The organism is Peptoniphilus sp. Marseille-Q6390 (genome assembly GCF_965119475.1).
The window spans coordinates 467,505-491,980 of sequence record NZ_CBCPLS010000001.1 but is presented as its reverse complement, the minus strand read 5'-3'; the positions used below and the strand labels follow the sequence as shown (position 1 = coordinate 491,980).

Annotated in this window: 21 protein-coding genes and 1 other annotated feature; of the genes, 5 read left to right on the top strand and 16 right to left on the bottom strand. The window is 36.7% G+C overall.

What is annotated here, in order from left to right:
• The first annotated feature begins 121 nt into the window (after positions 1-121).
• From ACWPVO_RS02380 to ACWPVO_RS02370, 3 genes are all read left to right on the top strand, one after another.
• On the top strand, positions 122-1,375 hold the full coding sequence (locus ACWPVO_RS02380; protein ID WP_454206286.1) for a hypothetical protein: 1,254 nt from the start codon (positions 122-124) through the stop codon (positions 1,373-1,375).
• Positions 1,376-1,535: 160 nt separating this feature from the next.
• A complete protein-coding gene (locus tag ACWPVO_RS02375; protein WP_250341798.1) occupies positions 1,536-2,006 on the top strand; it encodes an HD domain-containing protein in 471 nt (156 codons plus the stop codon).
• Positions 2,003-2,704, top strand: coding sequence for a putative ABC transporter permease (locus tag ACWPVO_RS02370; RefSeq protein ID WP_454206284.1), 702 nt, complete (start codon positions 2,003-2,005; stop codon positions 2,702-2,704). The genes ACWPVO_RS02375 and ACWPVO_RS02370 overlap by 4 nt, the downstream gene beginning before the upstream one ends.
• Before the next feature lie 230 nt (positions 2,705-2,934).
• Here the strand turns inward: ACWPVO_RS02370 and pyk are convergent, their stop codons facing one another.
• From pyk to ACWPVO_RS02315, 11 genes are all read right to left on the bottom strand, one after another.
• A complete protein-coding gene (gene pyk, locus ACWPVO_RS02365) occupies positions 2,935-4,668 on the bottom strand; it encodes a pyruvate kinase (protein WP_454206282.1) in 1,734 nt (577 codons plus the stop codon).
• A gap of 9 nt (positions 4,669-4,677) precedes the next feature.
• Entirely contained in the window at positions 4,678-5,631 is a 954-nt protein-coding gene (locus ACWPVO_RS02360) for an ATP-dependent 6-phosphofructokinase (protein WP_454206280.1), read from the bottom strand.
• Positions 5,632-5,637: 6 nt separating this feature from the next.
• Complete coding sequence (locus tag ACWPVO_RS02355) at positions 5,638-9,063, bottom strand: DNA polymerase III subunit alpha (RefSeq protein ID WP_454206278.1); 3,426 nt, start codon at positions 9,061-9,063, stop codon at positions 5,638-5,640.
• A 260-nt stretch (positions 9,064-9,323) separates the two neighbouring features.
• Positions 9,324-9,590, bottom strand: a complete 267-nt coding sequence (locus tag ACWPVO_RS02350) for an HPr family phosphocarrier protein (RefSeq protein WP_285073822.1) — start codon at positions 9,588-9,590, stop codon at positions 9,324-9,326.
• Between the two features lies 1 nt (position 9,591).
• On the bottom strand, positions 9,592-10,527 hold the full coding sequence (gene whiA / locus ACWPVO_RS02345; protein ID WP_005956079.1) for a DNA-binding protein WhiA: 936 nt from the start codon (positions 10,525-10,527) through the stop codon (positions 9,592-9,594).
• A 186-nt stretch (positions 10,528-10,713) separates the two neighbouring features.
• Positions 10,714-11,802, bottom strand: a complete 1,089-nt coding sequence (locus tag ACWPVO_RS02340; protein ID WP_454206276.1) for a peptidylprolyl isomerase — start codon at positions 11,800-11,802, stop codon at positions 10,714-10,716.
• 52 nt (positions 11,803-11,854) lie between these two features.
• The gene (gene mfd / locus ACWPVO_RS02335) at positions 11,855-15,334 is read right to left on the bottom strand and encodes a transcription-repair coupling factor (protein ID WP_454206274.1); all 3,480 of its coding nucleotides are present in this window, start codon (positions 15,332-15,334) and stop codon (positions 11,855-11,857) included.
• Positions 15,335-15,342: 8 nt separating this feature from the next.
• Positions 15,343-15,912, bottom strand: a complete 570-nt coding sequence (gene pth, locus ACWPVO_RS02330) for an aminoacyl-tRNA hydrolase (RefSeq protein ID WP_250341791.1) — start codon at positions 15,910-15,912, stop codon at positions 15,343-15,345.
• 9 nt (positions 15,913-15,921) lie between these two features.
• On the bottom strand, positions 15,922-16,872 hold the full coding sequence (locus tag ACWPVO_RS02325) for a ribose-phosphate diphosphokinase (RefSeq protein ID WP_250341790.1): 951 nt from the start codon (positions 16,870-16,872) through the stop codon (positions 15,922-15,924).
• Positions 16,873-16,885: 13 nt separating this feature from the next.
• The gene (glmU, locus tag ACWPVO_RS02320; RefSeq protein WP_454206271.1) at positions 16,886-18,265 is read right to left on the bottom strand and encodes a bifunctional UDP-N-acetylglucosamine diphosphorylase/glucosamine-1-phosphate N-acetyltransferase GlmU; all 1,380 of its coding nucleotides are present in this window, start codon (positions 18,263-18,265) and stop codon (positions 16,886-16,888) included.
• Positions 18,266-18,425: 160 nt separating this feature from the next.
• Entirely contained in the window at positions 18,426-18,599 is a 174-nt protein-coding gene (locus tag ACWPVO_RS02315) for a hypothetical protein (RefSeq protein ID WP_454206269.1), read from the bottom strand.
• A gap of 348 nt (positions 18,600-18,947) precedes the next feature.
• Between ACWPVO_RS02315 and cysK the strand changes: the two genes are divergently transcribed.
• Complete coding sequence (gene cysK, locus ACWPVO_RS02310; protein ID WP_454206267.1) at positions 18,948-19,838, top strand: cysteine synthase A; 891 nt, start codon at positions 18,948-18,950, stop codon at positions 19,836-19,838.
• Positions 19,831-20,382, top strand: coding sequence for a serine O-acetyltransferase EpsC (gene epsC, locus ACWPVO_RS02305; RefSeq protein ID WP_454206265.1), 552 nt, complete (start codon positions 19,831-19,833; stop codon positions 20,380-20,382). Before cysK ends, epsC begins: the two co-directional genes overlap by 8 nt.
• Positions 20,383-20,540: 158 nt before the next feature.
• Here epsC and rplL read toward each other — a convergent pair whose 3' ends face one another.
• The 5 genes from rplL to rplK all read right to left on the bottom strand — a co-directional run bounded on the left by rplL (position 20,541) and on the right by rplK (position 24,432).
• Positions 20,541-20,927, bottom strand: coding sequence for a 50S ribosomal protein L7/L12 (rplL, locus tag ACWPVO_RS02300; protein WP_005956282.1), 387 nt, complete (start codon positions 20,925-20,927; stop codon positions 20,541-20,543).
• A gap of 51 nt (positions 20,928-20,978) precedes the next feature.
• The gene (rplJ, locus tag ACWPVO_RS02295) at positions 20,979-21,515 is read right to left on the bottom strand and encodes a 50S ribosomal protein L10 (RefSeq protein ID WP_005956289.1); all 537 of its coding nucleotides are present in this window, start codon (positions 21,513-21,515) and stop codon (positions 20,979-20,981) included.
• An 8-nt stretch (positions 21,516-21,523) separates the two neighbouring features.
• Positions 21,524-21,645 (bottom strand) — a sequence feature (ribosomal protein L10 leader region).
• A gap of 511 nt (positions 21,646-22,156) precedes the next feature.
• Positions 22,157-22,798: a YitT family protein gene (locus ACWPVO_RS02290; protein WP_454206263.1), complete on the bottom strand. Its 642-nt coding sequence runs from the start codon at positions 22,796-22,798 to the stop codon at positions 22,157-22,159.
• A gap of 467 nt (positions 22,799-23,265) precedes the next feature.
• Positions 23,266-23,967, bottom strand: a complete 702-nt coding sequence (gene rplA, locus ACWPVO_RS02285; protein ID WP_005956100.1) for a 50S ribosomal protein L1 — start codon at positions 23,965-23,967, stop codon at positions 23,266-23,268.
• A 39-nt stretch (positions 23,968-24,006) separates the two neighbouring features.
• Positions 24,007-24,432 (bottom strand): 50S ribosomal protein L11, encoded by a 426-nt coding sequence (gene rplK / locus ACWPVO_RS02280; protein ID WP_005956246.1) that lies wholly within the window; start codon positions 24,430-24,432, stop codon positions 24,007-24,009.
• Positions 24,433-24,476: the final 44 nt, after the last annotated feature.

Here is a 24,476-nt window from a genome sequence, read left to right as displayed (position 1 = left end):
TATAACTAAGACTCGAGTCATCGGGTCTTTTTTATTTTTGTAATTTTTTTAAAATTTTATACAATTAAAGTAGTCATTTGATAATTAAGTGGTATAATGTTAATAAATTGGAGGTGTTAATATGAAGGGCATACACTATATAATTGCCGTCATTGTAATCGTTTGCTTGATTTTCTGGAGAAAGTCCATTGTCACTAAGAGAGGCAAGGGTCAAAAATCTATTGACTCATCAAGTAAAGCTAAGAATAATTCTAAAAAAGAGGACCTACATAAGATAAGTGAGGCAAAGTCTTCTGAAAAAACTTCTGCTAGCAAGCTAACTGAAGTTAAGGACAAAGAAGCCTACGATGGATCAAGGAAAAAGGACCGCGGCAAGAAAAGACGCCAAAAGAAAAATACAAACTCAGCTATTGATGAAATAAAGAAAAAGACTGAAGAAGTAAAAGAAAAAACTGAAGCCGAGGCTAAGAAGCTTGAGAGAAAAGCAGAAGCTAAGGCTGAAGAAGTGAAGGCTGAAACTAAAGCTAAGGTCGAAGAAGTAAAAAAAGAAGCTAAAGAGATAAAAGAAAAATCTGAAGTCAAAGCTGAAAAAGTTACAGAAGAAGTTAAGGAAAAGGCTCAAGATGTAAAGAAGGAAGCTGAAGTTAAGACCGAAGAGGTTAAAGAAGAAGTCTCTAAAGAAAGCAAAAAAGTCCAAGCTAAGGCTGAAGAAGTTAAAGTTGAAACTCAAGCTAAGGCTGAAGAAGTAAAAAAAGAAGCTAAAGAGATAAAAGAAAAAGCTGAAGTCAAGGCTGAAAAAGTTACAGAAGAAGTCAAGGAAAAGGCTCAAGATGTAAAGAAGGAAGCTGAACTTAAGGCTGAAGAGGTTAAAGAAGAAGTTAAAGAAAAGGCTCAAGCTGTCAAAGAGGAAATTAAAGAAGATAAAGCAGAAATCGAAAATAAAATTGCAAGCACTGGCAATTACCCTGACCTTATCACTTCCCTAAAAAATAATCCTTGGACATCAGACGACTTAAACACAAGGGTTAAATTTGAAGACATAAGAAGGCAAATAACTTTACACGAAGAGGAAATCACTGACCTTCCCCTTGATAAAATCAAAACTTCCCTAAGCCCAGAATCTCTTGTAAACTTCCTAAACATGACATCAGCAAAACCAACTATCCTAAATAGAAAAGAGGACACATCTTACGAGTTCACAACAAGAGATCCTAAAGAAATCGACTTAATCAAGAAGAGATATGGACTCCTCGATAGAGAAATCGACAAGATAACATCAGTCCTAATCTTTGATAAGGAAGGACAAAAATTAAAAGAAGTTAAAGATGTCTTGGCTGAAGGAAAAAATAGAATTTACATGGAAACAAAATTTTAGTAGAATATAAAAGTCATACTTGTATGGCTTTTATTTTTTTTGCAAAATTTTTACAGTATATATTTAATCAAGAATATAAAAAAATTTTTTAAATAAAAATTTAAAGAAAACTTTGAACTTTTTTTACTTTTTTAGTTTAAAATAAGTCCAGGAGATAAAAATGGAAAACATAAAAAAATTAGAAGAAATTATCAAGTTCTTAAGTGAGAACACGAGATTTCTAGAAACAAAAAACTTCATACAACATGGAGACACCACTGTCTACGAACACGTTATTTCTGTTGCTAAAAAGTCTATTGAAGTAGCAGAAAAGTATAACTTAGATGTGGACATGGACTCTATGATTAGGGGCGCCCTCCTCCACGACTACTTCCTCTACGACTGGCACGACGGCAAAAGAGAAAGATGTATTCATGGCTTCACCCACCCCATGAAGGCCTACCGAAATGCCAAGTCCGAGCTAAAGCTTAACAGGATTGAAAGGGATATAATCATCAAGCACATGTTTCCCTTGACTCCCCTTCCACCAATGTACTTGGAGTCTTGGATTGTCACTTACTCTGATAAGTACGTGTCCCTTGCTGAAACCCTAAGAGGCATACCTGTAAAAGTTGGGTTGGTGAGACCATGAGATATCAAGAATTTTGTTTAATATTTTTTATCTACTCCTTCCTTGGCTGGTTCTGGGAGACCTTCCCTTGTTCTGCCATTGAGCTAGATAAAATTCACAACAGGGGCTTCCTCTTGGGACCCATTTGCCCCATCTATGGTTTGGGAGCCAGCCTTTCCTTTGGAGTCTTGAAGAACTTCGAGTCAAGCCTTGAGATTTTTATTTACTCAGCCTTCTTGTCCTGCCTCATTGAGTACATCATTGGCTACCTCTTGGAAAAATTTTTCCACAAGCGTTGGTGGGACTACTCCAACTACCCCTTCCAAATTAAGAGGAGGGTTTGCCTCTATGGCCTCTTGATCTTTGGCCTTGCAAATATTTTAATAGTCAAGAAGCTCACACCAATTTTGCTCTTCTCCTTGTCCCTATCAAGCGACAGGATTCTTGATTTACTAGTGATCTTTTTCGGCATCCTATTTGCAATTGATTTAATCTTGACCCTAAATCATTTGACTCATGGGTTTAAGACCCTCAACAAAGTTTATGAAGTCATAGATGATAACTTAAGTGATTACTTCAATGGTCTTAACGAGTCTGAAAGACTTGCCAACTTAAAAGTCCTTGAAGAGTCAAAGAAGTTTAAGTCCAAGCTCTTAAATATTAACTCCAACCTCAAGGAGAGGGAAGAAAGTATAAAAAAAATAATAAGACAAAAATAAAGACCCCTTTGATTAAATATCAAAAGAGGTCTTTTTTCTTTGTCTAAAAATTTCTATTGCTTAAGATTTTGTGTACTCAAATAATTTTATATCTTCATAGTTTTTTATAAAGTCATTATTATTTATGACTTAAAACTTTTTACAAAGTCTTTATTTTTCATAACTTAAATACTTTTCACGAAGTCACCAAGTCCTACTACTTTTTATTTTATTCCAAAGTTACAAAAATTTTATCTCCTAACACTTCCATCAGTTCCATCAATTGTTATGATGTCGCCAGTTTTTATAAACTTAGTAATGTCCCTTACCCCAACAATGGCAGTCTTATTAAGAGAAATTGCAGAGACAGCTCCATTGGATGTGAAGCCTGCTTCTTCTGTTACAAAACCAGAGGACCTTTCCATGTAAGGGATCATTCTGCCATCAGTCCCATTGCAGATGATTATGTCCTTAGACTCGAAGTTTGCTTCAAGTTCTTCAAAAGTATTTACAACTACTGCCCTTGCCTTTTTCTTTTTCTTGCCAATTGCAGTTCCCCTGCCGAGGATTTCTGAAACATTTTCAATCTTCAAGAGATTAGTTGAGCCAGCAATTCCTGTAGGAACTCCTGCAGTTAAAACAACTAAGTCTCCAGATTTTAAAAATCCCTTCTTAACAGCAACTTCCATGGAAGCGTCAATTAAATTGTCAGTGTCCTTAAAGTTAAGGACCTTCACAGGTCTAACTCCCCAAACCAAGCTAAGTTGGTTTTTAATTTTTTCAAAGGGCGTTGAGGCAATAATTGGAGTCTCTGGTCTGAACTTTGCAATGGCCTTTGAAGTATTGCCTGATGTTGTTGCAGTGATGATGGCATTGGCGTGGAGGTCTCTCGCGATTACGCAGGCAGACCTTCCTATGGAGTTGGTCATGGAATTTTCCACGTCCTTGATCCTGTTTTCCAAGATTTCGTCGTGGTCAATTGTGGACTCAGTGTACTCAATAATTTTTCTCATAGTTTCCACTGCCTCTACAGGATACTTGCCACTAGCAGTTTCCCCTGAAAGCATAACTGCACTTGTTCCATCAAGGACTGCATTTGCAACGTCATTAGTCTCGGCACGTGTTGGCCTTGGGTTTCTTATCATGGAGTCAAGCATTTGCGTTGCAGTGATTACAGTCTTACCTGCAACGTTACATTTTTTTATAATTTCCTTTTGAACTATAGGGACAGCTTCTGTTTCTATTTCAACTCCAAGGTCTCCCCTGGCAACCATAATTCCATCAGAAACTTCTATGATTTCATCAATTAACTCCACAGCCTTTTGGGACTCAATCTTTGAAATAATCTTTGTCGTATAGTCCCTCTCTTCTTCAAGGACCTTTCTTATGGCAAGGACATCATCTCTTGACCTAATAAAGGAAGCTGCGATAAAGTCTATGTCTTCTTTTACTCCAAACTTTATATCCTCAATGTCTCTTTCAGTTAAGGCAGGAAGTTTTATTTCAACTCCTGGCACGTTAACTCCCTTGTGGGAAGAAATAACACCAGAGTTTTCAACTTCTGTAATAATTTTTTCTCCCTTAATTTCCTTTACAAGAAGTTCCACAAGTCCGTCATCGATTAAAATCTTGTCGCCAGCCTTCACGTCTTTGTAAAGTTCCTTGTAGGAGATGCTGACAATGGACTTGTCGCCTCTAAGGTCCTCAGTGGTTAAAGTGAATTCATCTCCAATTTCTAAAGTGACTTCTCCTTCAACTTCTCCCAGCCTAATTTCTGGTCCCTTGGTGTCAAGCATGATCCCAATAGGAAGGTCCATTTCCTTTCTAAGTTTTTTAATTCTGTCAATTTTTATCTTGTGCTCTTCATGGCTGCCATGAGAGAAGTTAAGTCTTGCAACGTTAACTCCTTCTGTGAAGAGAATTTTTAAAATTTCTTCACTTTCACTTGCTGGTCCAATAGTGGCAACAATTTTTGTCTTTTTCATTTTCCACCTCTATATAGAAACAGTCTTTAGGATATCTAAAAGATCTTCCCTAAAAACTTTCTTAGCTTCAAACATTTCTTCAAAGGTCATGGCCTTTGCCCTTCCTTCTTTAAAGCCAAGGACTCTTGAGTTTCCTTCTTTAGCTTCCTTGACTGCCAGGTAACCAAATTGTGATGCCAGGATCCTGTCAAAGATAGAAGGAGCTCCTCCCCTTTGGATGTAACCAAGGACAGTAACCCTTGTGTCAATCCCAGTTAATTCTTGGAAGTCTTTGGCAAAGTCAAAGGCAGACCCACAACCCTCAGCCATAATAATTATGTGGTGTCTCTTGCCACGGTTCTTGCCCATGATTGCCTTCTCAGCAATTTCATTTATATTGGTTTCAATCTCTGGAACTATAATTGATTCAGCACCAGAAGAAACTCCTGCATAAAGGGCAATGTCGCCACACTCACGACCCATGACTTCAACAACATTAGCACGGCCGTGGGCCTCTGTTGTGTCCCTAATATGACTTATGGCTTCTGTAACAGTTTCTACTGCTGTCATAAAACCTATTGTGAAGTCTGTGTAGGCAAGATCGTTGTCAATGGAACATGGAATTCCAATTACATTTATTCCCTTCTCCCTTAATTTATTTGCTCCCTTGAGGCTTCCGTCGCCACCAAGGACAATTAGGGCATCAATTTCAAAAATTTTTAGGGAATTTATTGCCTTCTCAAGTCCCTCTTCTGTCATAAACCTATCAGAACGTGAAGTGGAAAGAATTGTTCCACCCCTTTGGATAATGTCTGCAACAGAAGACTGGACTAATTTTTCAAACTTTGCATCAATGAGACCCTCGTAGCCTCCACTGATGCCATAGACCTCTATCCCTTCAAAGATGCAGGTCCTTGTAACAGCTCTTATTGTGGCATTCATGCCTGGAGCATCGCCACCACTTGTTAAAATTGCAACTCTCATATCCACCTACTTTAAAATAATCTTGTCTCTTGACTTGGTATAAGCTATCAATTTATTTTGAATTTCGTCAAAGGACTTGTCGTCAATCCAAAGACTTGAGTCAGTCCCAAAGGCCCTTCTCGTTTCTTCTTCAAAGAAGACCACTGGAGTAGACCCCTCATAATCTTTTAAAATTTTTCTTATTTCATTTACACTTTCATTCTTCATTGAGTCAACAGAAATGTATAATTTATTTTTTGTTGGCATCTTAAGTCTTGAAATTGAATCCACCAAAATCTTTGGCTCTTCAATTTCCGATTCTTGGAAGTGACCTTCAACTACAACAACATTCTCATCTTCAATTAGGTCCTTGTAGCGTGAGTAGACATTTGGAAAAATCACAAGTTCAATGGTTCCAAATAAGTCTTCTAGGGCTGCAAAGGCCATCATCTTGTTGGTCTTTGTTATCATAGTCTTCTTGGATTTTAAAATTCCTCCAACCTTGACCTTGGACCTTCTCAATAGATTTTCCCTGTACTTCTCAAAGATTTGGTTTGTGTTTATAGATGAATTTTTCTCGATTAATTCCCTGTATGGATCTAGTGGGTGACCAGAAATGTACATGCCAATAACTTCCTTCTCCATGTCAAGCTTGTCCTTTTGTGGAAAGTCGCGAAGTCTTGGCAAGTCCTCTTGGAGGTCAGCCTCTTCAAAAAGTGAAAATTGACCCATGACATTATTTTTTGCAGTATTTGATGAAGAGGATAAAATCCCTTCATAAATTGCAAGGTATTGAGCCCTGTTCCCCCTGAAGTCGTCCATGGCTCCACACCTTATTAGGGATTCCACAGCCCTCTTATTAAGGGCAGACTTGTCAAGGGCATTAATCCTATCAACAAAATCCTTGAGAGACTTGTAGGGTCCCTTGTCCCTTGCTCTCACAATTACATCTATTAAGTTGTCGCCAACATTTTTAACGGCCTTGAGTCCAAACCTAATTTTATTGTCCTCAACAGTGAAGTTTTTGAAGGAGTAATTAATATTTGGTGGCAAAATTTCTATCCCCAACCTCTTTATCTCTTCAATATAAAGGCTGACTTGCTTGATGTCGTTTGTATAAGTAGAAATTTGCGCCGCCATAAATTCTCTTGGATAATAATATTTTAGCCAAGCAGTCCTATAAGCAACTACTGAATAGGCAACGGAGTGAGACTTATTAAAGGCGTAGTCGGCAAAGTCTATAATTAAGTCGTAAATTTCGTTGGCAGATTTCTCGTCAACTCCATTGGCAATGGCACCACAAACTCCCTCTTCCTTGTTGCCATAGATGAAGTTCTTCCTCTCTTCTTCCATGACCTTCATCTTTTTCTTGGAGATGGCACGCCTAACAATGTCTGCCCTGCCAAGAGAGTAGCCACCAATTTGTTGAACAATTTGCATTACCTGTTCTTGGTAGACTATACAACCATAAGTTGATTTCAAAATTGGCTCAAGCTTTGGATGGATGTAGGAAATTGTAGACTTGTCGTGCTTAGACCCAACAAATTTTGGAATTTGCTTCATTGGTCCCGGCCTAAAGAGGGCATTGGCAGCAACCAAGTCAGAAAATTCATCTGGTTTCAGTTCCTTTAAGAAGGCCCTCATGCCGCTGGATTCAAATTGAAAGACTCCAAGGGTTTCCGATTTTGCAAACATCTTTAAAACTTCTGGATCATTGTAGTTAAAGTTGTCAAAATTTATAGTCTTGCCCTGGTTTTCTTTTATTAAATTAATTGCATCCCTAATAACTGTAAGAGTCCTTAGGCCCAAGAAGTCCATCTTCAAAAGTCCCAACTCTTCAAGCTCAATCATGTTAAATTGCGTTGCAATAATCTTGTCGTTCCTAGTTAGGGGAACATATTCTGTCAGTTCGTCCTTGGAGATTACAACACCAGCTGCGTGAGTTGAAGTGTGTCTTGGTAGACCTTCAAGTTTTAATGCCATGTCAATTAAAAGTCTTGAGTCCTCTTCTCCATCGTAGATCCCCTTAAAGGTTTCAGAAACTTCTAGGGCCTTTTCTATGGTCATGTTAAGAGCCTGAGGAACTTGCTTGGCAATGTAGTCCACCTTGGCATAGGACATGTCAAGGGCACGGCCCACGTCCCTTATGGCATTACGAGCAGCCATGGTTCCAAAGGTAACTATTTGGGCAACGTGAGAGTCCCCGTACTTCCTGTTTACATAATCAATAACCTCTTCACGTCTTTCATAGCAAAAGTCTATATCAATATCGGGCATGGAGACCCTCTCTGGATTTAAAAACCTTTCAAAAAGTAGGTCGAACTCTAGGGGATCAACGTCAGTTATTCCCAAGCAATAGGAAACCATGGAGCCTGCAGCAGAACCCCTTCCAGGTCCAACTTGGATTTCGTGTTTTCTCGCATATCTTATGAAGTCCCAAACTATTAAGAAGTAGTCAACATAGCCCATGTTCTTTATAGTGTTGAACTCAAACTCAAACCTTTCCTTTATTTCATCGGTTACATTTTCATAACGTTTAAGCATCCCCTCAAGGGCAAGTTTCTTTAAATATTCCTCGTGGCTATATCCATCAGGCACTATAAACTCAGGCAAGTGAAGGTCGTGGAATTTTATTTCAACATTGCACCTATCTGCAATCTTAACAGTATTCTCTAAGGCCTCAGAATTTTCTGGGAAGAGGGCTGCCATTTCATCAGGAGACTTTAGGTAAAATTCATCTGATGGAAACTTCATCCTGTCTGTGTCATTTACAGTCTTTCCCGTTTGAATACAAAGTAGGACGTCGTGACTCTTTGAGTCCTCCTTCATTAAATAGTGGACGTCATTAGATGCAGTTAGAGGAAGGCCCAACTCTTCTGAGAGAAGGACAAGCTCACGATTAACCCTGGCTTGCTCAGGCATGCCGTGGTCCTGAAGTTCTAGGAAGAAGTTTCCCTCTCCAAAGATGTCTCTATACTCAAGGGCAGCTTTTTTTGCAGCTTCCTTGTCCCTATTTAAAAGAGCTTTTTGAACCTCGCCACCTAGGCAGGCTGAAGTTGCAATGACGCCCTTGGAATATTTTTTTAAGACTTCCTTATCAACACGAGGCTTGTAATAATATCCATCAACGTAACCAGTGGAGACTATCTTCATAATGTTTTTGAAACCCTCATTGTTTTCTGCCAAGAGAATCAAGTGGTATCTCTTGTTGGTCCTGTCCTTTACAGTCATATCCTTTTCTGATATGTAGACCTCGCAACCTAAGATTGGTTTTACTCCAGCATCCTTGCAGGCCTTGTAGAAGGCAATGGCTCCATACATATTGCCGTGGTCAGTTAGGGCAACGGCATTCATGCCAAGGTCTTTAACTCTTTTAGGCAAGAGACTTATCCTCGTAGACCCATCTAAGAGAGAGTATTCACTATGGAGATGTAGGTGAACAAAATTATTCATAGGATCATCCTTAATCTATAAATCACAAATTTTTATTTTTAATTTATAAAAAATTTTAAAAAATTGAAAATCAATTTTCAAAAAATTTTTATCACTCACTAATAAGTTTTAAAAAATTTTTCACTAGCTTATAAATTTTAAAAATAAAAAATTTTCATTACTAATCTTTAATATATTTTATCAAAGGCCAAAGACAAATAAAAGGACATGAAAAAAGAGTTTTGACAAAGCAAAACTCCAAGCAAAATATTTTATTTAATTTAAAGATTTATAAACTCTTTTTCAACTAAGTTAGCTAATCTTTCCACAGCTTCTTCTTCATCTACGCCCTCAGCTTCAATGATAATCTCTTCGCCTGTGAAGGCACCAAGAGACATAATCCCAATAATGGACTTGCCATTTACCTTGTCACTATGAGCTTCAAGATTTATTTCAGAAGCAAACTTGTTAGCCTCTCTTACAAATAGTGCAGCTGCCCTAGCGTGGAGCCCGTCACTATTATTAAGTACAACTTTTTTACTTATCATTTTATACACCCCTCAACTTGTTCGCAATTCTCCTAAGTTTTTTAAATCTATAATTAACAGTGGACTTTGAAAGCTTTGGCTCAAGAGAGTTCGCAATGTCGTTTAAACTCATAGACCTGTTCTCAAGTCTTATCTTGGCTATGGCTTTCAAATCCTCATCTAAATTTTCTATCCCAATTTCCCTCTCGATAAGCTTTATATCTTCTACCTGGTCGTAAGATGACTTAACCGTTTTATTTAAGTTAGCCGTCTCACAATTTACAATCCTATTTACATTGTTTCTCATTTCCTTTATAACTCTTACGTTTTCGTAATTCAAAACAGAGTTATAGGCACCTATGAGAGATAGGAAGTCGGAAATTTGTTCTGAGTCCTTAATGTAAATTATGTATTTTTCCTTCCTCATAATTACCTTTGACTTGAGTCCAAATTCATTAATTGTATCTCTTAAAAAGTATGCGTTGGATTCGTTTTCAGAAACAAATTCCAAATGATATCCTTTTTTTGGATCTGTAATGGATCCTGAACCCATAAAGGCACCACGGATGTAGGCCTTTTTCTCATTACTTGTTTTTATGAGATCAGTGGGAGCATAATTTATCATAAATACGCTTGCACCCTTAATATATTTTAACTCATCAAGAAGTAACCTGCAAGACTCATCTTGCGATATATAGATAATAAATACATTTTTTTTAAGTTGAGTGGACCTAACATTTTTAACTTCAACGTCAAAACCAAAGGACCTTCTTAAAAATGTAAAAATTCTCCTTGCCACAGGAGCATTTTCTGTAATGTATTCCATAGAAATTTTATTATTTTTGAAGTTTAAGATCCCACACATGGGAGTTATGCCTGCAAGTTCAGATAAAATTATTTTGTAGTCTTCAACTTTTATCTTAGCCACTTCATCCTTAATCTCTGATGAAAAACTCATTACATCACCCCTTTATCCATATTTCTCTTATTATATCAGAATTTTATTTTAATTGTTTCTAAATTTACGTTTCCAAAGCATTATTAAATTAAAGTAAAGCTTGGGTTAAAATAAAAAATAAAAGGCCTGTGACCTAAGAGAGAACTTTAATCCTCTTCTCTTTACTCACAGGCTTTAATTTAAATCTTATTTTGTTTCTTTCTTGTTTTCAGCCTTTGCATTTTCTTTTCCTGCATTAGCTTTTGCATTTTTCTTTCCTGCTTCAGCCTTTGCATTAGTTTCCTTAGCTTGGCCTTCTTTTTCTACCTTGCCAAAGTTTTTGTATTCTTCTGGAAGTTGAACTTCTTTAGAAGTGTTAACATAGATTTTTATTTTAGCATCTTTTTTAACTTTGTCAATGTATTCTTTGAATTTTTCTTGTTGTAGTTGTGCCTTGATTTGGTCCTTAACTGCATCAAATTCTAAAGGCTTTTTATCTTCAAGTTTGATGATGTGGTAACCAAATTGTGTAGTGATAGGTTCAGAAATGTCTCCAACCTTCATCTTAGCAATTTCCTTGTCAAAGGCTTCAACCATTTGTCCACTTGTGAATTCACCAAGTGATCCACCGTTTTGTGCACTTCCTGTGTCCTTAGAGTTTTCCTTTGCAAGCTTAGCAAAATCTTCTCCCTTTAGGATTTTCTTTCTTAGGACGTTAGCTTCCTTTAAGTCATCAACTAGGATGTGAGAAGCCTTAGCCTTGTAGTAAGAATCCTTGTTGTCTTCGTATTGTTTTTTAACTTCTTCTTCAGTTGGTTCAAGTTCTTTTAATTTTTCTTGAGTGTATTTGCCAACTAACATTTGATTTTTCATGTTTTCAGCAACATATTCCTTTGGAAGTCCATTTTCTTTTAGGAACTTGTTGAAAGCTTCTTCGCCACCAAGTTGTGCCTTAATTTCGTCAAGCTTTTTATTTACTTCTTCATCAGAAACTGTGATTTTTGATTTTTCTGCATCTTGTTTAAGAGCTTCAGTTGTTGTTAAGTCAGTGATTGCTTGTTCTCTTAAAAGTTCGTCAGTAGACTTTTTACCGTCTTCCTTATTCTTAAGAACATCTTCACCATACATTGAAGTAAGTTGATTTACCCTTGCTGCATAAGACTTATAAAAATCTGCCATTGGGATTTCAACTCCACCAACCTTAGCTGCTGCATCTTTATTTACACCGCTACAAGCTACAAGTGAACCTGCTAGTGCAATTGTCACTGCTATCTTACCAAATTTTTTTAAAAACATAATTCTCTCCTTATTCTATTTAATTATTATCATTTATTGTTTCTATTATACACTACTTTTTAGAAGTTTTTGTGTCCTTTTTGTGTAAATACAAAATTGTAACTAGTTTTTTAAGCTCGTCGAGAGGATACTTGAGCTTAGTCAATACAATTTCATTGACATTGCCCATAGAGTAAGAAACATTATCAAACTCGTTGTTTATTTCCATTATGGCAGGAAGCTCAACCTCACCTTCTACTCTTACCCTATATTCTCCTCTTCTCTCAACAATAGATGAAACTTTTGCCTTTTGGGCCTTGTTCTTTAAGAGGGCAATGTCCATTAGGTTTGAAACTTCATCAGGGAAGTCTGAGAACCTGTCGATTAATTCATCAACAAGGTCTGAGTACTCTTCTTCAGTTGATAAAACAGAAATCTTTTTATAAATCTCAAGCCTTGTCCTGTCATCAGCAATATATTCCTTTGGTATAAATGAATCCAGCTTGAGATCAATTGTAGTTTCAATTTCTTCTTCAACATCAAGACCCTTTAACTTCATGACAGCATCCTTTAGATACTTCATGTAGAGGTCGTAACCAATTTTTTCTATGTGACCTGACTGTCTTGACCCTAGTATGGATCCAGACCCTCTTATCTCGAGGTCTCTTTCTGCAATCTTGTGACCTGACCCAAACTCAGTGAACTCTTTTATAGCTTGGAGTCTCTTTTGTGCCACTTCAGAGATTGATGTGGACCTGTCGTAGGTGAAGTAGGCGTAGGCAATTCTCGATGACCTGCCTATCCTTCCACGAAGTTGATAAAGTTGTGAAAGTCCCAACCTATTGGAGTCTGTTATTATCATTGTGTTTGCATTGGGAACGTCCATACCCGTTTCTATTATAGTTGAGCAAACTAATACGTCAACATTACCCTCTATGAAGTCAATCATTGTATCTTCAAGGGCCTTCTCAGTCATCTGACCATTTGCCATAGAGAAGGTCGCCTCTGGCACAAGCTTCCTAAGTTCCAAAAGTTTATTTTCCATATTTGAAACCTTGTTGTAGAGGAAGTAAACTTGTCCTCCCCTTTCAATTTCCTTTAGGATGGCCTCACGAACCATGAGGTTGTTATACTCTAGGACGTAAGTTTCCACTGGAAATCTCTCTTCAGGTGGCTCTTCAATAACAGACATGTCCCTTATTCCAATCATAGACATCTGAAGAGTCCTTGGAATTGGTGTGGCTGTTAGAGTTAAGGTGTCTACATTTTCCTTTAGCATCCTCAACTTTTCCTTGTGACGAACTCCAAATCTTTGCTCTTCGTCAATAATTAAAAGTCCCAAGTCCTTGAACTTCACGTCCTTGGAAAGGAGCCTGTGAGTTCCCACTATTATATCAATGTTGCCATCCTTCAGACCTTCAAGGTCCATCTTCTGATCCTTCTTGGACCTAAACCTTGATAGAAGTCCAACTCCCACAGGGAAGTTTTTAAACCTCTCCTTAATTGTGTTGTAGTGTTGCTGAGCTAATATAGTTGTTGGCACAAGAATTGCAACTTGCTTTCCGTCAAGTATTGCTTTAAAGGCTGCACGAAGGGCAACCTCTGTCTTTCCATAACCAACGTCGGCGCAGAGAAGTCTATCCATTGGAGATGCCTTCTCCATGTCTTCTTTTATCTCTTCAGCAGACTTCAACTGGCCAGGAGTTTCTTCATAGATGAAGGCATCCTCAAACTCCCTTTGATATTGGGAGTCCTCACTAAAGGCAAAGCCTTTGGTATTCTCACGAGTTGCGTAGAGTTTTATTAAGTCCTCAGCCATGTCGTCAATGGACTGTCTTGCACGAGCCTTTTTCTTTTTCCAGTCAAGAGAGTTTAACTTGTTGACCTTTGGCGGCCTCTTGCCCTCTTGTACGTACTTGTAAATGGAATCAAGAGCTTCTATTGGAAGGAAGAGTTTGTCCTCTCCACCGTACTCAATAAGAATGTAGTCCTTTTGTATGCCTGAGACTTCAAGTCTTCTTGTCCCAACATATTTACCAACACCATGGGCCTCGTGAACTACGTAGTCACCAATTTGTAAATCTTCAAAGTTTAGTGCCTTCTTCTTAGCTGGTTTTTTCTTTTTATTCTTTGAGAAGGACCCATAAATTTCTGAATAATTAATAAAAACTGTCTTTGAATCTGAAAATTCTATTCCTTCATTTAAGGCACCAGTAGTGACAACAAGCTTGGAAGTGATTTTTTCATTCTTTGTATTTTTTGCCAAGTGTGGTGAGTAGCCCAAGTCCACAAGGTGATCAAAAAGACGCTTGGCTCTTTTTTCTGTTGCCCCAAGGAGGATGACTTGGAAATTATTTTTTCCATAATAGTCTAGGTCTTCCTTGAAAAGTTTTATCTTTGACATGTAGTTTGTCACGCTCTTGACCTTGATGTTCACAATGTCCTTTGGCTTAAACATCTTTGGTGGCTTCAATAGGGCGTTAAAAGTTATTAAAGTTTTTTCATTTAACTTGTCGACTATGTCCTTATAGTTGTAAAAAGTTTTTTCGTGAGACTTTGTGACTTCACCATTCTCTATTAAGATTGCAAACTTTTCTCCATTTGCAAGATCAAGTTCTTCTTCTCTTTCAAGAATCCTGGAAGGCTCTTCAATTAAAAATATAAAATCATCCAAGTAATCTAAGAAGGATCCCACTTCTTCTTGGTCTACATAAGGAAGGATTAGGTCCTTGTTGATAATAGTCTCTTGGTTTTCTAACCTGTCAACGTATCTCAAAAACTTTTCATTGAGTCTATCTTTTTCTTTCCCCTGGAGCTTGGTCTTGGAAAGGTCTTTTTTAATTCTCTCAGCAACTTGATCTCTTTCGTCTGCTTTTATAATCAAGTCTTCTATGGGATAGATTGTAATTTTTTCTAGCTTATCAATGGACCTTTGGCTTTCAATTTCAAAGGACCTAATGGAATCAACTTCGTCATCAAAAAGTTCTATCCTGTAGTTGGCATCTTGGGTCCCAATGTCAATGATGGAACCCCTAAGAGAAAATTGACCTAGACCCTCAACACTTGGAAATCTTTCGTAACCCATTTCCACAAGTTTCTTGGGTAGGACGTCAAGATTCAAAACTTGCCCAACTTCTATAGGAATCTTATAAGATGCAAAAATTTCTGGCCTTGATATCTTTGCAGTCAAGGCGTTTAAGGTTGTGACAACCATCTTTGCCCTGCCACTTGAAATCTCTGCCATGGCTTCTAGCCTCTTCTTTGTATTCTCCTTGGACTTTGAATCCCTGTCGTAGAAAAAGACGTCCTTTTCTGGATAATAGACGCAGGTCTCATCTGATATGGACTCAATGTCCTCGTAGGCCTTTCTTGCCCTTACCCTATCTTGTGAGATAAGGCAGACTTTCCTCCCATCAGCTGCAAAAGTGGGCGCAAAAAGAGAGAGCACTGCCTCCTCTGAACCAAAGACTGCAGTGTTCTTTGAAATTTTTATTGAATTATCTAATTCCTTAAAAGCTTCTAGGTTCTTTACACTATTGATTAAAAAATTCAATTTTCACCTCAATAAATGTTGTTGTTATAAGAATTCATGGACTTGTCGATACCTGAGTCCACTGCATCAATTACTGCATCGGCACAGGCATCAATGGCATCGGCAATATGCTTCCTATCCTTTGATGGAAAATTGGACAGAACAAAGCTTGCCAAATCTTCATTAGGGTGTTTCTTCCCAACACCAATTTTAAACCTGGCAAAATTTTTGCTTCCTGTTAAATTTACAATTGACTTAAGTCCATTGTGAGTACCAGCTGATCCATTTTTCTTTATCTTTAACTGAGCAAATTCAATGTCGATGTCGTCTACAATAACCATTAGGTCTTCTGGTTTTAATTTATAAAAATTTAAAATTTCTACAATTGATTCTCCGGAATTGTTCATAAAAGTATGGGGCTTTAGGAGAATGACCTTCTCGTTGCCGATTCTCCCTTCACCTACAAGCCCCTTAAATTTAATCTTATTAACTTTTATATTAAGCTTATCCGCAAGGACATCAATTGTTGAGAAGCCCACATTATGCCTAGTATCTTCATACTTCTTGCCGGGGTTTCCCAGTCCTGCAATTATATACACTTAATCACCTTATTCAAACATTTCACTAACTGATTGTGATGTGTTGATTCTCTTAATTGCTGATGCAAAAATTGGAGAAACAGACACAATATCAATCTTATCTATTTTCTTTTCTTCTGGAAGTTCAATAGTATCTGTGATTACAAATTTTTCAAGAGATGAATTCTTTAGTCTTTCAATAGCTGGACCTGATAAGACTCCGTGAGTTGCAGCTCCATAAACTTTCTTTGCACCTCTTGCCTTTAAAGCATCTGCTGCCTTAGTAATAGTTCCAGCAGTGTCTGCAATGTCATCAACAAGAATAACTGACTTGCCTTCAACATCACCAATAATATTCATAACTTCAGATACATTTGCCTTTGGTCTTCTCTTTTCAATTATTGCAATAGGAAGATTTAATTCGTTGGCAAATTTTCTTGTTCTAGTAACTCCTCCAAGGTCTGGAGAAACAACTACAAAGTCGTCTTCACTTACAATGTCCTTGAAGTATCTTGCAAGATAAGGAACTGCTGTTAGGTGGTCAACTGGGATATCAAAATATCCTTGGATTTGACCAGCGTGAAGGTCCATTGCAACAACCCTGTCAGCTCCTGCTTCAGTAATTAGATTTGCAACAAGTTTTGAAGTAATAGGTTCCCTTGCCTTAGTCTTTCTGTCTTGTCTTGCATATCCGTAGTAAGGGATAACTGCGTTAATTCTACCAGCTGATGCTCTCTTTAGACCATCTATTAAAATTAAAAGTTCCATTAGGTTGTCATTAACTGGTGAAGAAGTTGATTGGATAACAAAAACATCCTTACCTCTTACAGAAACTCCAATATCAATTGAAATTTCTCCATCAGAAAATGTGGACACAGTACAAGCGCCCTTTTCAATTCCCAAGTTTTCACAAATTTTATCTACAAGACTAAGGTTAGAATTTCCTGTAAATACTACAATATCTCCATTAACTGTGTTCATTATCCACGTCCTCCTATTTCATAAATCCTTTTCTCTCAACCCAACCATCTATATTTTTTTGAGGTGCTCTCTCAAGAGAAAGTTGACCCTTCAAAACTTTTTTAGTAATAGTAGATCCAGCTGCAACATAGCCATTGTCTTCTACTTCAATTGGTGCTACTAAGTTTGCATTAGAACCAATAAAGGCATTGTCCCCAACCTTGGCCCTAAACTTGTCTCTTCCATCGTAGTTAACAAAGACCACTCCGCAGCCTATGTTAACTCCACTGCCCACATCGGCATCGCCTATGTAAGCAAGGTGACTCATCTTTGACCCATCTCCAACATTAGAATTCTTAACTTCAACGAAGTTTCCAATTTTACAATTTTCTCCAACATGAGAGTTTGGTCTTAGATGGGCGTAAGGTCCCACTGTAGTTCCCCTTCCTATAGAAGAGTCTTCTATTTCAGATGACCTAATAAGAACATCTTCCCCAATTGTTGAATTCTTTATTGTAGAAGAGTAAATTTCTGCCCCTTCTTTTATTACAGACTTCCTGTCAATGCGAGTGCCTGGGTAAATCATGACATCTCTTTCGATAGTAGCTCCGTATTCTATATAAGTGGACTTAGGGTCAATTATCCCAACACCATTTATCATGTATTCCTTGTTAATCTTTTTTTGTAAGATTTCTGCTGCAATAGATAACTCGTATCTTGAATTAACCCCAAGGATTTCTCTTGTGTCCCTGAGCTTAAAGGAGTCAACCCTCTTGCCTTCCTTAACTAGGATTTCAAGGGTGTCAGTTATATAAAGCTCATTTGCTGCATTGTCAGTATTGATTTTTTGAAGAGCTGACTTTAGAGAAGAACCCTTGAAGGCAAAAATCCCTGAATTAATTTCACGAATTAGCTTTTGCTTTTCACTTGCGTCCTTTTCCTCTACTATTGCAACAACATTTGCATTTTCATCTCTGACAATCCTGCCGTAGTTAGTAGGATCCTTCATATCAGCAGATAAAACTGTTATATCATTATTTCTCTCTTCGTGGTATCTCAAAAAACATGAAATAGTTGAATTAGAAATAATTGGAGTATCTCCATTTAGGATAATAACTGTGTCATCATCTTCTATTTTATCAAGAGCATTCATAACGGCATAACCTGTACCATAAGGTACATTGTCGCCAATAGGTTGCTCAATAAATTCCACATCTTGTTCATCTTCAAAGGCCTTGCACACTTTTTCCTTGTTGTGTCCCACAACTACAAGATTCTTTTCAACTTGTGAATGCTTGCAAGAATTTAGGACATAAAAAAGCATAGGTCTTCCAAGAATTTCATGAAGTACCTTTGGTTTTTTGGACTTCATTCTCGTTCCCTCTCCTGCTGCCAGGATAACTGAAACTTTCATAAAACACCTCTTTTTATTTACTTCTTACATTATAACTAAGATTGACTCTTATATTCAAGAAAATTTCACAATTAATTTATATTTCAGCCCCTTGCATATAATTTTTTTGGTTTTTGTAAAAATAAAATAAATTTTATAGAAAATTTCCCTTGTTTACTTTTTAAATTTTTACTAAGTCATAAATTATTGTGAGCTTATAAATTTTTATGAAGTCATAAATTTTTATGAAGTCATAAACTTTTGTGAAGTCATAGTTTCTTATAAAGTCGTAACTTTTTACTAAGTTATATATTTTTACTAAGTTATATATTTTTATTAAGTCATAACTTTTCATAAAGTCCTAAGATTTCATCAAGTCAAAATTTTTATAAAATAAATTTTCAATTTCCTACATATTAAGGCATTTTTTTGCCAATTAGATTTAAAAGTTCTTTTAAATGGTACTTGACAAATAAATTTTTAAAGGTTATAGTCGAAACATATTGAGAGGCGATAAAAATGAAAAACTTAAATAACTTTAAAAATTTCACAAGCCAAGCATTCTGTTGTTGTTCTATAAAAAACTTTATAGGACTTATTTGAATGTGAATCAATATTTTAAAATTTATTAGATATTAAGAAAGATTTTAAGAGTATATGATTTCATATACTCTTTTTTTATGTATTTACGGAGGAGAAAAAAATGACAAAATTATTAGAAACAGTTGGAGAATCAAAATTAGTACAATTAGAAAAGATTGGTGGAGGAAAGATTTTTGTAAAAGTAGAAAAATCTAACCCAGCAGGATCTATCAAAGACAGGGCAGCCCTCTACATGATAAAGGGAGCCATTGAAGACGGATCCCTAAAAGAAGGCATGGAAATTGTCGAACCAACAAGTGGCAACACAGGAATAGGCATCGCCATGATTGGTCGTGCCCTTGGCTACAAGGTAAATATCGTTATGCCAGCTTCCATGTCAATTGAAAGAAGAAACTTGATTGCAGCCTTTGGTGCAAATTTAATTTTAACAGGAGATGGCGGCATGCAGGCAGCAGTTGACAAGGCCAAGGAACTTGTTGCTACTGGCAACTACTTCATGCCGAACCAATTTGAAAACAAGTACAACGCTGTGGCTCATGAAGAAACGACAGGTCCAGAAATTTATAGAGACTTAAAGGACATCACAGGCTTTGTTGCAGGAATAGGAACTGGAGGAACTGTGACAGGAATTGGCAGATTTTTAAAATCTAAGGATGAAAACATAAAAGTTTGGGGACTTGAACCAGATGAATCACCACTTCTTACAAGAGGCCAAGCAGGTGCACACAAGATTCAAGGGATTGGAGCAAACTTTGTGCCAGGAGTTTTAGACACAAAAATCTTAGACAAGACAATAACTGTTAAATCAGATGAAGCTATAGAAATGGCAAGAAAACTTTCTCGTGAAGAAGGACTACTTGTTGGCATATCAGCTGGTGCCAATGTGGTAGGTGCACTAAAAATGCAAGAGGAGCTTGGTGGAAATATAGTCACAGTTGCACCTGATACAGCTGAAAGATATATGTCCACTGAACTTTTTGAAAATGATTAAGTATCTGAAAAAAATTAAGGAATACGGGGAATTTATTTTATTAAAGGACCCGGCTTGTAAAAGTTTATTTGAAGCAATTTTTATGTATCCCATTGTTTCCTGCATGGTGAGACATAGGATTGCCCACTACTTTTACCAAAAAGACCACACTACACTTGCAAGATGGATTTCACAAAGGGCAAGAAAGAAAACTGGGATTGAAATCCATCCAGGTGCCAAAATTGGCAAGAACCTCTTTATTGACCACGGCATGGCTGTGGTCATAGGAGAGACTGCCGAGATTGGGGACAACTGTCACATGTACCACAACATAACCCTTGGTGGAACAGGCAATGAAAAGGAAAAGAAGAGACATCCCACAGTTGGAAGCAATGTCATAATTGGGACGGGAGCTACCGTCCTTGGCCCAGTTGTAATTGGAGATGGAGCAAAAATTGGAGCAGGAGCCCTAGTCCTCACAGACATCCCTGCCAACTCAACAGCAGTTGGGGCTCCAGCCAAGGTCGTAAAATTTCACGACCCAAGTGAAAACAAATTCCACTAGTTTGTTTTAAAAGAATTTCATAGGCAAAACTTTATTCCAAATCAAAAAAGAGAACTCGCAATAAAATGAGTTCTCTTTTTCTTTACATATCTTATAAATTTTTTCAACAAAAAAACTGCCCCAATGGGACAGTTTCTTTAAAATTTAACTTAGTTAAATTATTTTACTTCTACAGTTGCTCCAACTTCTTCAAGTTTAGCCTTGATTTCGTCAGCTTCTTCTTTTGAAGCGCCTTCTTTAACTGCCTTTGGAGTTCCATCAACTAATGCTTTTGCATCTTTAAGTCCAAGTCCAGTAATGTCTTTAACAACTTTGATTACTTTAACTTTTTCTTGTCCTGCTTCAGTAAGGATTACATCGAAATCAGTTTTTTCTTCAGCTGCTGCTGCTGGAGCTGCGCCACCTGCTACTGGAGCTGCTGCAACTGCTGCTGGAGCTGCTGCTGATACGCCGAATTCTTCTTCTAGAGCCTTAACAACTTCTGATAGTTCTAATACTGTAAGTTCTTTAACTTCTTCAATTAATTTTTCTACTTTTTCTGACATTTTATTCCTCCGTAATTTTAAATGATAATTTTTTCTTAATTTTTTAGCAGATTAAGCTGCTTCGTTTTCTTTCTTGTCTGCGATTTGTGCAATAACTCTTGCAAAACCTGATAGTGTACCATTTAGTACATTTGCGAATCCTTGGATTGGAGCATTTAAGCCGCCAAGTACTTGTGCAACAAGAACTTCCTTGGATGGTAATTTAGCAAGTGCGTCGATTTCTGGAAGTGATAATACCTTTCCATCAACATATCCTGCTTTAATTTCTAGTGCTTCATGATCTTCTGCAAACTCTGATGAAATTTTTGCTGCTGATGCTGGGTCTTCCATACCAAATGCAATAGCGCTTGGTCCCTTTAGGAAGTCTTCTAAACCTTCAACACCTAACTCTTCGAAAGCGCGTCTCATCATTGTGTTTTTGTATACCTTGTAATCAACATTTGCTTCTCTGTACTTTGTTCTAAGTTCAGTTACTTCTTCAACTGTTAATCCTCTGTAATTTACAAGAACGATAGATTGAGCGCCTTGAATTTTCTCTTTAATTTCATCTACTAGGGCTTGTTTTGATTGTAGTTTTTCTTCTTTCAATTTGTCACCCCCAAAATAAAAAAATCTCACGCCGCCGTGAGATGTGAAAATCAAATAAATCCGAATTTCAAACCTCGGTAGGATTTATGGCAGTGCCACCTACTGTCTGCGGCTTAGTAACATAAGTATTATATATAGTCTTTACTTCTTTGTCAATGATTATTTGCATTTATTTTAAATTTCTTTGTTTTTCTATATTTAGTTGTAGTTTTCTAGATAATTATACATAAAATTAAAGAATTCATAAAGTTTCCTTCTTTTTTATGGTTTGAAAATTATATTAAACTACTTTTACTTATTCTTCTTCGGATCAAAATCCTTTTCATTTTTTTCTTAAATCCTTAATAGAAAATTGCTAGGTCATAAGATCTCACTAATCTATAAAATAAAATAAGCTCATAAGCTTTTATTAGGTCATAAGTTATTATTAAGTCATAAGCTTTCACAATTTTATAAATATCTACAAGCTAATAAATTTCTATTAACTCCTAGGTCTTCACAAGTTTATAAATATCTACAAGCCAATAAGTTTTAATAAGTTAGTAAACTCATGACCTAATATAAAATAAAAATTTGCATAAAAAAAAGTAGCCTAAGCTACTCTTTTTCATATATAAACTTGGAAATCCTCCAATAAAATTTTAAATCGAAAGATTTGTTTTCTCCACTGATGGACTAAGATTAACCTCAAATTGACCTACTAATACAGATGATACTGTTGTAGTAATCAGAGAGTAAATTAATCTAGCAAGAGGAATATAAGTTAAGGACATTACTAAGACTATTATGTCCATTAGTAAGTAGGCATAAGAAATATTTATCTTAGTCTTATTGGACACTACAAGTGCCAAGGCGTCGTCTCCACCTGTAGCTCCTCCTTGAGATACTACAAGTCCACAACCAAGTCCAATGCCAATGCCTCCAAATACAGCTGCCAATAATGGATAGCTATAAAGATCAGGAAGGATTGGTCCCATAAGGGAAAATATTTTGTAGAAAAGGGCAAATAATAAAGAAGCTAATAAAGTCTTTCTTAAAAATGCCTTTCCAAAGATATTTATTCCAATAATAATACAAATAACATCCATTATTGGACTTAGGATTGAAGGGTTTATACCAAAGGTCTTATAAGATAATAAGGCCAGTCCTAGGATTCCACCTTCTGTAATTTGAGATGGGATATGAATGTTTACAACTGTAAAAGCTTCAATCATAGACCCTAAGATAATATTAATTAGTCCTGCTCTTGATAATTTAAACCAAGTCAGCTTTTGATTTAGCATTTTAACACCTCCTTAATATTTCGCAATACTAGAAGGGTATCCAACCAACAAAAAAAGACTGCTGTCGGTCGTAAGGATAACCTTCGTACTTTTGCAATCTTGTGGTGTTGATGCTTTTTATTTGCTGATTTTTTCTTGTAAAAACTCTGAGCATAATAGTTACTTTTAGCTTTTTGTCTCCCACATCAGGCAGATAGAAAACTCTCTTGTCGTAAACTTTAGCATCAGATAAAAACTACCTGATAATTTCGGTAACCACCGTAAAATACTTAATCAACGTTAAATATTATAGTTTTTTATTTTATAAATTGCAAGTTTTTTCTTATAAAAATTAAGATTTCATAAATTTTTCACCAAATGCTTTTAAAAGTTTCTAACAAAAAGGACCTAATCCTTTAAACTTAAGTCCATTAAAAAACCCCTCTTACTTATAAAAAGTTGAGGGGTTTTATTTATCTTAGGTGTTTTTATTTTTCAATTAATTTTGAACCATTAACTCTGATTCCAGGTCCCATTGTTGATGAAACTGTTACTGATTTTAAATAACGACCCTTTGCTGATGCTGGTTTTGCTTTAATAATAGCATCTGCAATTGTCTTGAAGTTTTCAGCAAGTTTATCAGCTCCGAAAGAAACTTTTCCAATTGGAACGTTGATGATAGCAGCCTTGTCAACTCTATATTCAACCTTACCAGCCTTAACTTCTTTAACAGCTTGTTCTACATCAAATGTAACTGTACCTGATTTAGGGTTTGGCATAAGTCCCTTTGGTCCAAGAACTCTACCGATTTTACCAACTACGCCCATCATGTCTGGAGTTGCAATCATTACGTCGAAACCAAACCAGTTTTCGTTTTGGATTTTTTCAACTAATTCTTCTCCACCAGCGAAGTCAGCACCTGCTGCTTCAGCTTCCTTAATTTTTTCTCCCTTAGCAAGAACAAGTACCTTAACTTCTTTACCTGTTCCGTTAGGAAGTACTACAGTACCTCTAACTTGTTGGTCAGCGTGTCTTGGATCAACACCAAGTCTTACTGCAAGTTCTACTGTTTCATCAAAGTTTGCCTTAGCAGTTTTTGTAACTAAGTCAAGAGCTTCATTAACATCATATAAATTCGATCTATCTACAAGCTTAGCGCTTTCTTGATATTTTTTACCTCTTTTTGGCATATTTACCTCCTTCGTGGTACCTACGGCTTAGCCTCCCACTTATCTTTCTACTTCTATACCCATACTTCTAGCTGTACCAGCGATCAATTCAACAGCTGCTTCTAAGCTTGCTGCGTTAAGATCTGGCATCTTAGTTTTAGCTATTTCTTCAACTTGTGCCTTTGTTAGCTTTCCAACTTTTTTCTTGTTAGGTTCACCACTAGCCTTTGGCAAATTAAGAGCTTTCTTAATAAGCACTGCTGCTGGTGGAGTCTTTGTGATAAAAGTGAAAGAACGATCTTGATAAACTGTAAGAACAACAGGGATAATCATACCTGCTTGATCTTGAGTCTTTGCGTTAAATTCCTTTGTGAACTGCATGATGTTTACACCATGAGGTCCTAGTGCTGTACCAACTGGTGGAGCTGGTGTAGCTTTTCCTGCAGGAATTTGTAATTTTACTAATGCTATGACTTTTTTTGCCATTTTATTTCCTCCTTGTGGTAATGCGGGTTTACCCTCCCACACAT

Bases quoted from the DNA above. Each gene is read 5' to 3' on its own strand.
- whiA (WP_005956079.1), bottom strand. From the start codon at position 10,527: ATGAGTTTTTCATCAGAGATTAAGGATGAAGTGGCTAAGATAAAAGTT.
- ACWPVO_RS02375 (WP_250341798.1), top strand. From the start codon at position 1,536: ATGGAAAACATAAAAAAATTAGAAGAAATTATCAAGTTCTTAAGTGAG.
- ACWPVO_RS02370 (WP_454206284.1), top strand. From the start codon at position 2,003: ATGAGATATCAAGAATTTTGTTTAATATTTTTTATCTACTCCTTCCTT.
- ACWPVO_RS02325 (WP_250341790.1), bottom strand. From the start codon at position 16,872: ATGAACACAGTTAATGGAGATATTGTAGTATTTACAGGAAATTCTAAC.
- ACWPVO_RS02290 (WP_454206263.1), bottom strand. From the start codon at position 22,798: ATGCTAAATCAAAAGCTGACTTGGTTTAAATTATCAAGAGCAGGACTA.
- ACWPVO_RS02315 (WP_454206269.1), bottom strand. From the start codon at position 18,599: ATGAAAAGTTATGACTTAATAAAAATATATAACTTAGTAAAAATATAT.
- cysK (WP_454206267.1), top strand. From the start codon at position 18,948: ATGACAAAATTATTAGAAACAGTTGGAGAATCAAAATTAGTACAATTA.
- ACWPVO_RS02380 (WP_454206286.1), top strand. From the start codon at position 122: ATGAAGGGCATACACTATATAATTGCCGTCATTGTAATCGTTTGCTTG.
- pyk (WP_454206282.1), bottom strand. From the start codon at position 4,668: ATGAAAAAGACAAAAATTGTTGCCACTATTGGACCAGCAAGTGAAAGT.
- ACWPVO_RS02360 (WP_454206280.1), bottom strand. From the start codon at position 5,631: ATGAGAGTTGCAATTTTAACAAGTGGTGGCGATGCTCCAGGCATGAAT.
- glmU (WP_454206271.1), bottom strand. From the start codon at position 18,265: ATGAAAGTTTCAGTTATCCTGGCAGCAGGAGAGGGAACGAGAATGAAG.
- rplL (WP_005956282.1), bottom strand. From the start codon at position 20,927: ATGTCAGAAAAAGTAGAAAAATTAATTGAAGAAGTTAAAGAACTTACA.
- ACWPVO_RS02355 (WP_454206278.1), bottom strand. From the start codon at position 9,063: ATGAATAATTTTGTTCACCTACATCTCCATAGTGAATACTCTCTCTTA.
- rplA (WP_005956100.1), bottom strand. From the start codon at position 23,967: ATGCCAAAAAGAGGTAAAAAATATCAAGAAAGCGCTAAGCTTGTAGAT.
- rplK (WP_005956246.1), bottom strand. From the start codon at position 24,432: ATGGCAAAAAAAGTCATAGCATTAGTAAAATTACAAATTCCTGCAGGA.
- epsC (WP_454206265.1), top strand. From the start codon at position 19,831: ATGATTAAGTATCTGAAAAAAATTAAGGAATACGGGGAATTTATTTTA.
- ACWPVO_RS02340 (WP_454206276.1), bottom strand. From the start codon at position 11,802: ATGTTTTTAAAAAAATTTGGTAAGATAGCAGTGACAATTGCACTAGCA.
- ACWPVO_RS02350 (WP_285073822.1), bottom strand. From the start codon at position 9,590: ATGATAAGTAAAAAAGTTGTACTTAATAATAGTGACGGGCTCCACGCT.